Genomic DNA, 8,342 nt, shown 5'->3' on the forward strand with positions numbered 1-8,342 from the left:
GGACCGGGTTGAAGAAGTGCAGTCCGACCACTGCTTCCGGCCGCCCCGCCGCGACGCCGAGCCGGGTGATGGGTGCCGTCCAGCAGGTCGGTGACGGCGATCCGGGCGGCTCCCGCGTGCCGGGCGGCCACGACGGTGAGCAGCCCGATGGGCCCGGCGCCCAGGACGGCGACGGTACGGCCGGTGAGATCGCCGGCCTTGGCCACGGCGTGCACCGGGGTGGCGAGGGGCTCGACCAGGACGGCCTGGAGGTCGGTCATGTGCGTCGGGACGCGGTGGACCCGGCCGGCCGGGATGGTGAACAGGTCCGCCATGGCGCCGGGCGTCTGGCAGCCGAAGACCTTCAGCTCCTGACAGATGTTGTAGCGGCCCGAGCGGCACTGGGGGCACCGGCTGCAGTACAGGTTGGGTTCGATGAGCACCCGGTCCCCGGGGGCGAATTCCCCGGCTCCCCATCCGGTCGCGGCGACGACGCCTACCGCCTCGTGGCCGGGGCGGTAGGGAAGTTCGATGAAGGGGTGGTGGCCGGCCGCCGCGTGGGTGTCGGAGCCGCAGACGCCGACGACCGTGGTGCGCACCAGGAGTTCGCCGTCCCCGGCTACGGGGGCGTGCACGTGCTCGAGGGTGATGTCGTCGAGGGAGCGGACGAGTACACGGCGGATCTGCTGGGTCATGGTGGCGGAGTTCCGTTCGGTTCGGGCGTTCACGCGGGGGCGGGCTGGAGGATCTGGATCGTGCGGCTGATGCCGGCCGGGCGGCGGGCGATCGCGTCCCGGAAAGCCGCCGGTGAGAGGCCGTCGCCGGAGACCGGGGCCGGGTCGTCGACGGCCCGGAGCTTCATCCGGCCCTGAGCGACGCTGACGGCGGCTGTCACTTGACGGCTCCCAGGGACAGGCCGCGGACCAGCTTGTCCTGGGCGGCCCAGCCGGCGATGAGCACCGGCAGCGACACGAGTGTGGCCGCCGCGCACAGCCGGGCGAGGAACAGGCCCTCGTTGGTGATGAAGCCCACCAGGAACACCGGCGCGGTGGACGCCTGCGTCGCCGTGAGGTTCACGGCGAACATGAACTCGTTCCAGCTGAAGATGAAGCAGATCAGTGAGGTGGCGGCGAGTCCCGGCATGGCGACCGGGGCGACGATCCGCAGCAGCACGGTGGGCAGTCCGGCGCCGTCGACCTCGGCGGCCTCCAGGATCTCCCTGGGCACCTCGGCGAGGAACGAGCGCATCATCCACACCGCGATCGGCAGGTTCATCGAGGTGTAGAGGAGGACGAGCGTCCAGATGTTGTCCAGCATGCCGATGTCCTTGACGATCATGTAGATCGGCAGCAGCGCCGCGATGAGCGGCAGGAACTTCGTCGACAGGAAGAAGAACATCACGTCGGTCCACTTCTCGACCGGCTTGATGGACAGCGCGTAGGCCGCCGGGACCGCCAGGACGAGGACCAGCAGGGTCGAAAAAATGCTGGCCATGGCCGAGTTGAGCAGGAACGGGGTGATGTCACGCTCCAGCAGGAGCGAGAACTGCTCCAGGGTGAGCGGCGCCAGCAGACTGGGCGGGTTGGTCGCCGCGTCGGCCTCCTGGTGGAAGGCGGTGAGCACCATCCAGGCCACCGGGGCGAAGAAGGCCAGTGTGGCCAGCCACGCGACGAAGGTCCACAGCGGGGACAGCCGCGGTGTCTGCTCCGGATCCTCGGCCCTGGGGCGGCGGCGACGCATCCGTGCGACGAGGGGATGTGCCTGGGCGCTCATCGGGACGCCTCCTCACGGAACAGGGAGGCGACGACCCGCAGGGCGAACGTGGCGATGACGATCGAGCCGATCACCACGACGACACCGGCGGCCGCGGCCTGGCCGTACTCGAACTTGCGGAACATGGTCAGGTAGATCTCGTAGGGCAGATTGGTGGTCCGGGAGCCGGGCCCGCCCTGGGTGATGGTGAAGACCGCGTCGAAGGTCTGTACCACGAAGATGGAGCCGAGCACGACGCCCAGCTCGATGTACTGCCGCAGGTGCGGCAGCGTGAGGTGCCGGAACGTCTGCAGGGCGGAGGCCCCGTCGACTCGGGCGGCCTCCAGGACGTCACCGGGCTGGGCCTGCAGACCGGCCAGCAGGATGAGCATCATGAACGGCGTCCACTGCCACACCAGCGCGATCACCAGGGCCGGCATGGGGAACTTCGACACCCAGTCGATCGTGGGGCCGTGCTCGGCGCCGAACAGCTGGTACACGGCGTTCAGGGTGCCGTTGAGGAGCCCGTAGTCGGGGTTGTAGAGGGCGTGCTTCCACAGCAGCGCGGCGGCGACCGGCATCACCAGGAACGGGGCGATGAGCAGGGTGCGGGCCAGGCCCCGGCCGAGGAAGCGGCGGTCGAGCAGCAGGGCCAGGCCCAGTCCGAGGAGCACGCTGAGGACGACCACGGACGCCGTGAGCACAACGGTGTTGAGCACCGCGTGGCGCAGCCGTTCGTCGGTGAAGACGAACGTGTAGTTGGACAGGCCGGTGAAGTGGCGGTCACCGGGCCGCAGGATGTTCCACTGGTAGGTGGAGATCACGAGCGTGGCGACGAACGGCAGCTGCGTGACGATGATCGTGAAGATCAGGGCCGGCAGCAGCGGGAAGCGGCGCCGCCACGTGCGGCTGCCGGCGGGTTTGGACGGGCGGTGGGCAGGTGGCCGCATGGTCTTCTCGGGGGGGATCGGTGAGCGTGGTCATGGACTTTCTTCCGCCGTCGGCGCCCGGCCGGCCGGGGGCCGGCCGGAGCAACGCGGCCTACTTGTAGTTCTCGGCGACGTTTTCGGCGAGCTTCTGGCCGTCGTTGAGCGCCTTGTCCACGCTGGTCTTGCCGGCGATGGCGGCGGAGATCTCCTGCGTCACCTTGGTGCCGAGGTCCTGGAACTCGGGGATGGCGACGAACTGGATGCCCACGGTCGGCCGCGGCTGGGTGCCGGGGTCGGACGGGTCGGCCTGCTGGATGGAGTTCAGGGTGATGTCGCCGAAGGCGGCGGCCGCCTTCTTGTACTCGGGGATCTCATAGGTGCTGGCCCGCTTGCCGGCGGGCACCCGCGACCAGCCCAGCTTTTCGCCGACGAGCTTCTCGTACTCCTTGCTGGACGCCCAGAGCATGAACTTCGAGGCGGCGTCGGCCTTCTTGGTGGTCTTGGGCATCGCCCACGACCAGGCCCACAGCCAGCCGCTGCTGTCGGTCTTCTCCACGGGCGCGTACGCGTAGCCGATCTTGCCGGCGGCCTTGCTGGTCTTCGGGTCCTCCAGTGCGCCGGCCGCGCTGGTCGCGTCGTACCACATGGCGACCTTGCCCTGGCTCATCGCGTTCAGGCACTCGGTGAACCCGGCCTGCGGTGCGCCCGCCTCACCGTGCTCGCGGACCAGGTCGACGTAGAACTCGGTGGCCTGCTTGAAGCCGCCGCTGTTGACCTGGGCCTTCCAGTCCTTGGTGAACCAGGTGCCGCCGAAGGTGTTGACCATGCTCGTCAGCGGCGCGCCGAGTTCGCCCCAGCCGGGCAGACCGCGCAGGCAGATGCCCTTCATCCCGGGCTCGGCCCCGTCGGCCTTGGCGGCGAGGTCGGCGACCTGCTGCCAGGTCGGGCGCTCGGGCATCTTCAGGCCCTTCGCGGCGAAGACGTCCTTGCGGTACATGAGGAACGACGACTCGCCGTAGAACGGCAGGGCGTAGAGCTTGCCGTCCGAGCCGGACATCGACTGCACCATCGGCTCGAGCAGGTCGCCCTTGTCGAAGTTCTTGTCCTTGTCGGCGTAGGAGCCGAGTTCGTGCAGCCAGCCGTTCTTCTCCCAGATGGGCACCTCGTAGGCGCCGATGGTGGCGACGTCGTACTGGCCGGCCTGGGTGGCGATGTCCTGGGTGACCTTGTCACGGAGTTCGTTCTCGGGGAGCACCGTGAAGTTGACCTTGATGCCGGTGTCCTTGGTGAAGGTGTCCTCGGTGAGCTTCGCGACGTCCTCCATCTGCGGGTTTCCGACCATCAGCACGTTGATGCTCTGGCCGCCGCCCGAGGACCCGCCGGCCCCGGCTCCGGTACAGGCGGTGGCGAGCAGGGCCATGACGGCGGCGCCGGCGATGAGGGCGTATCTGGTTGATCGCATGACGGGGGGGACCTCTCGTGCGGGTGGATCGGGATGCGGCATAGGGGGCTCCCGTGGCGGTGCCGTTCATCGCCCGAACAGTCGTGGGAGCGCCTGCGTCTCGACTGAGGCTCGGCCGGGAGGGAGGGGTGTACCAAGCGGCCCTGGGGTGTCGGGCGCGATATCGATGGCCGAATGAATAGCAGAATATGGGCTATTGTTAACATATTTTGCGAGAGAATCTTCTCGGATCTATCACCGAAGCGCTTCGCGAAGCTGGCGGATGCCGTGCCCCGTGCGGCCCGGTCGGTGCCGGTGCCGCAGGGGTCAGGCAGCCCGGCGCAGGGCGGCCCGGACGGCCAGCCAGGCCACGACGGAGGCCCCGTGGCCGTCGTGCCGCAGGTCGACGCGCTCGGCTATCGCGTGGACGATGTCGAGGCCGCGGCCATGCTCGTCCGGGTCGTCGGCCGCGGACGGTTCTCGCGACCGGGAGGGCTCCCCGCGATCACTGAGGGCGATGCACAGCCCGCCCGGGGCGAGGATCAGGCACAGCGACATCTCACTGCGGCCGTGCGCGGCCGCGTTCGCGGCGAGCTCTCCCACGACCAGGACGGCGGCGTCCCGTTCGTCGTCGGAGAGGCGCCAGCGCGTGAGCAGGTCAGCGGCGGCGGCACGGAGGCAGCCGACAAGCGCCTTCTGTGCCGGGAGAGTGAACTGGGCCTTCTGGGAACAGTGCGGTGCACCCAGCGCTGTGGGTCCGGGAAGGACCAGGGGGGCGGTATGGGAGGACATGACCGGAGCTTTCGGGCTGAGGGGAGCGTGATGCCTCGCCGGGTGGCGGGGGGAACCGGGCCACGGACTCGGAAGAGCCGCGAGAGTCTTCGTACGCTTTGTCTACGCTCACGCCGCATGTTATGCAATACTTTCCGCCACTAAACCTCAGAAAATATGTTAAGAGGCCTCTGAGGGGTCGCCGTAGGCCGGAGACGCCCCGTACTCATTCCGTGCCCCCGGGCGCCGCGAGGCGGGCCCAGACCGGTCCGAGCGCCTCCAGCGCCTCCTGGTACACCTCGTACGCCTCGTCGAGCACGGCGACCCGGTCGGCGTGGGGCTCGTGGCGCCTGAGGACGGAGACAGCGGCGCGCGAGGCCGTCACGTCGTCGAGCAGCCCGACGGCGGTGGCCGCGAGCAGGGCCGCTCCCCGGGCGGCGCTCTCCTCCACGTCGGCCACCACAACCGGCCGCCGCAGAGCGTCGGCGAACATCTGGCTCCACACCTCGCTGTGCGCCGCGCCGCCGGTCAGCCGGGCCGCCGCCGCGCTGACGGGCAGCTTCGAGCAGAGCGCGTCGACGTGCCAGCGGTGGTTGAGAACGACGCCTTCCATCAGGGCCCGCAGCAGATGGCCGCGACCGTGCCAACCGCGCAGACCGAGGAACGTCCCGGACGTATGCCGCGGGTGCGGGGAACCGTAGAGGAACGGGTGGAACAGCACCTCCGACGGACCGTTCAGGTGCCTCTCGACCTCCTGGCCGATCGCCTCGTGCACGCCTTCCCGGTGCACGGCCGGTGCGCCCGTAATACGCAGGAACCACTCCAGGTTCGCCACCGACGCGGGCGAGGTGGACATGATCATCCACTGCCCCGGGCGGACGAAATGACGGACCTGCCAGCGCGGATCGACGACGGGGCGCTCACTGATCACCTGGTTGATGCTGAACGATCCGGCGATCAGGCAGAGTTCGCCCGGCGTCGTGCCGCCGATCCCGAGCGCGGCGGCGTCGACGTCATGGGCGCCCGTGACGACGGGGGTGCCGGCGGCGAGCCCGGTGAGCGCAGCGACCTCGCGGGTGACCGTTCCGCTCACCGCGTCGCAGGCCAGGACAGACGGCAGCTTGCCGGCGAGGGTGCCGAGGCCGTACAGGTCGAGCAGCTCCGGTGAGTAACCACCCCGCCGCATGTCGGTGAACGAGGCACTGGCGTCCGTGGGATCGGTGGCCACCTCGCCCGTCAGCCTCAGACGCAGCCAGTCCTTGCAGGACAACAGCCACCGTGCGTCGCGAAGCACGTCCGGCTCGTGGCGGGCGAGCCAGGTCAGCAGGGCGGCCGGGGAACCCGCGAAGGGGACCGTGCCCGACAACTCCAGGGCGCGGGACCACATCGGGGTGTCCCGCCACTCCTTCAGGACCGGCTCGGACCGCGTGTCCATCGCCACGATCGCGGCCCGTACCGGTCGGCCCCGCTCGTCGACGGCGTACAGGCCGTCGCCGTGCCCGGTCAGCCCCACCGCTGAGACGGCCCGTGCCGCGTCCGGGCCCGCGTCGGCGAGGCAGGCCGCGATGGCCTCGCGCGCCGTCCGCCACACCTGGTCCATGTCCCGCTCGACCCAGCGGGGACGCGGGGTGTTCAGCGGTACCGTGCCGACGCCCCGCGCCACCGGCCGGCCGGTGGCGTCGAACAGCACGGCCTTGGTCACGGTGTGTCCCGCGTCGAGCCCGAGCACCAGTTCACGTGCCACCGTTCACACCCACCCCAGTTCGCGGGCGTTGACCGCCGCGGCGCATCGGCCGGTCGCGGCGAGTTCGGTGACGGCCTCGGCGACGAGCCGCGCCGAACGCAGTGTCGTGGTGGTCGTGTCACCGGCGTAGTGCGTGGTGATGGTGACGTTCTCGAGCGAGCGCCAGGGGCTGTCCGCCGCGAGGGGCTCCTGATCGTGCACGTCGAGCCCCGCTCCGGCGATGTGGCGGTTCACCAGTGCCCTGTAGAGGGCCTCGGTGTCCACCAGGCGGCTGCGCGCGGTGTTCACGAAGTACGCGGTCGGCTTCATCAGCGCGAAGTGCCGTGCGCCGACGAAACGCTCGGTCTCGGGTGTCAGCCGGGCGAAGAGCTGCACGACGTCGGACTCGCGGAAGACGGTGTCCAGCTCACTCGCCCGCACGACGCCGTGGCGGGCATGCACGTCGTCGGGCACGTACGGATCGTACGCGAGCAGACGGGCGCCGAAGCCCCGTATCCGCTCGGCGAAGGCCCGTCCCACATGCCCCAGTCCGATCAGGCCGACCGTGCTGCCGCCGATCTCCCGGCCCGGGCCGGCGAAGTCCTTGCGCCATCCGCCGGCCTTGACGGAGGCGTCCGCGCGGGTGATGTCCCTCGCTTCCGCCAGCATCAGTCCGATGGCCAGTTCGGCCACGGCCGTGGCGTTGCGGCCCGGCACCGGTACGACGGCCACGCCGCGGGCGGTCGCGGCGGCGACGTCGACGTTCTCCAGTCCCGCGCGGGCGACACAGACGGCCCGCAGCCGGGCAGCAGCCCGGAGCACCTCCCGGGACACCGGCGCGAAGTGCACGGCCAGCACCTCGGCCTCGCCCACCGCGTCCATGATCTCGCCGGGCACCGGCACGGCCTCGGGCCCACGCCGCTCCATGGTCTGCTGCGCCGCGTGCTGCTCGGCCTTGGTTCCCGGCCAGTGGACACTGCGGACCGGCCCGACGCGGGGACCGCCCAGCTCCGCCAGGGCGTCGACGTAGTACCCGGCGGGGATGAAGCGATCACCGACGACCACAACGCGCAGTGCGGTCATCTCCCGTGTCGAGCCACCGCTCATGGGGCCGATCGTCCCACGCGTCAGCCGGCTTCGCCCCTCGCCGGCTGTGCGATCGACGTCCGCGACCATGGTCCTCGGGCTGAAGGCGCCGATGCAGCCGAGGGCACGGATCCGACCGTCCTCGACACCACCTTCAATGCTCCCGGAGAATCAATGAGTTGGACGCGCCCCGCCGGCCCGGCACGGCAGCCTTCGGCTCCGGGCCGACCACAGCCGGAGCAGCACAGCGGCCCGCCCCAGCCAGGGGCAGTACGCCCACCCGGTGCCGGGGAGGGGGCTGCCGCGCTGCCCGCAGGCCGCGCAACAGCACCCGCTACGCCGTCGCCGCCCTGGGCCCCTGGGCGCCCGTGCCGTCGTCTCCCCCGCCGCCGGGCGCCGGCCCGGCCGTCTTCTCCCCCGCCGTCAGCGGCTCGGCGATGTCCTCCAGGGAGCGGCGTTCCGCCTTCACCGCCAGGAGTGCGGCGACCAGGCCCGCCAGGCACATCAGCGTCGCGCCGATCGAGAAGGCGAGGACCGTGTCGCCGACGACGCCGGTTTCCGTGAGCTTGGCGAACAGCAGCGGGCCGCTGATGCCGCCGGCCGCCGTGCCGATGGCGTAGAAGAACGCGATGGACATGGCCCGGGTCTCCATCGGGAAGAC

8 protein-coding genes and 1 pseudogene are annotated in these 8,342 nt (G+C 70.6%); all 9 read right to left on the reverse strand.

What is annotated here, in order from left to right:
• On the reverse strand, positions 1-674 hold a 674-nt coding region (locus ABZ281_RS26675), incomplete at its 3' end, for an alcohol dehydrogenase catalytic domain-containing protein (protein ID WP_356659394.1).
• A gap of 29 nt (positions 675-703) precedes the next feature.
• Positions 704-874: a hypothetical protein gene (locus tag ABZ281_RS26680; RefSeq protein WP_356659396.1), complete on the reverse strand. Its 171-nt coding sequence runs from the start codon at positions 872-874 to the stop codon at positions 704-706.
• On the reverse strand, positions 871-1,752 hold the full coding sequence (locus ABZ281_RS26685) for a carbohydrate ABC transporter permease (protein WP_356659398.1): 882 nt from the start codon (positions 1,750-1,752) through the stop codon (positions 871-873). The genes ABZ281_RS26680 and ABZ281_RS26685 overlap by 4 nt, the downstream gene beginning before the upstream one ends.
• The gene (locus ABZ281_RS26690; protein WP_356659400.1) at positions 1,749-2,681 is read right to left on the reverse strand and encodes a sugar ABC transporter permease; all 933 of its coding nucleotides are present in this window, start codon (positions 2,679-2,681) and stop codon (positions 1,749-1,751) included. The genes ABZ281_RS26685 and ABZ281_RS26690 overlap by 4 nt, the downstream gene beginning before the upstream one ends.
• 91 nt (positions 2,682-2,772) lie before the next feature.
• Positions 2,773-4,080: a sugar ABC transporter substrate-binding protein gene (locus tag ABZ281_RS26695; RefSeq protein ID WP_356659408.1), complete on the reverse strand. Its 1,308-nt coding sequence runs from the start codon at positions 4,078-4,080 to the stop codon at positions 2,773-2,775.
• Between the two features lie 348 nt (positions 4,081-4,428).
• Positions 4,429-4,893 (reverse strand): ATP-binding protein, encoded by a 465-nt coding sequence (locus ABZ281_RS26700; RefSeq protein WP_356659402.1) that lies wholly within the window; start codon positions 4,891-4,893, stop codon positions 4,429-4,431.
• A 205-nt stretch (positions 4,894-5,098) separates the two neighbouring features.
• Positions 5,099-6,616, reverse strand: coding sequence for an FGGY-family carbohydrate kinase (locus ABZ281_RS26705; protein WP_356659404.1), 1,518 nt, complete (start codon positions 6,614-6,616; stop codon positions 5,099-5,101).
• 3 nt (positions 6,617-6,619) lie between these two features.
• Positions 6,620-7,702 carry a 2-hydroxyacid dehydrogenase gene (locus tag ABZ281_RS26710; protein ID WP_356659406.1) on the reverse strand — a complete coding sequence of 361 codons (1,083 nt, stop codon included), beginning with the start codon at positions 7,700-7,702 and terminating at the stop codon, positions 6,620-6,622.
• A 313-nt stretch (positions 7,703-8,015) separates the two neighbouring features.
• Positions 8,016-8,342: pseudogene (locus ABZ281_RS26715) on the reverse strand (MFS transporter); the annotation flags it as partial.

Source organism: Streptomyces sp. NPDC006265, assembly GCF_040613555.1.
Taxonomy (GTDB): Bacteria; Actinomycetota; Actinomycetes; order Streptomycetales; family Streptomycetaceae; genus Streptomyces.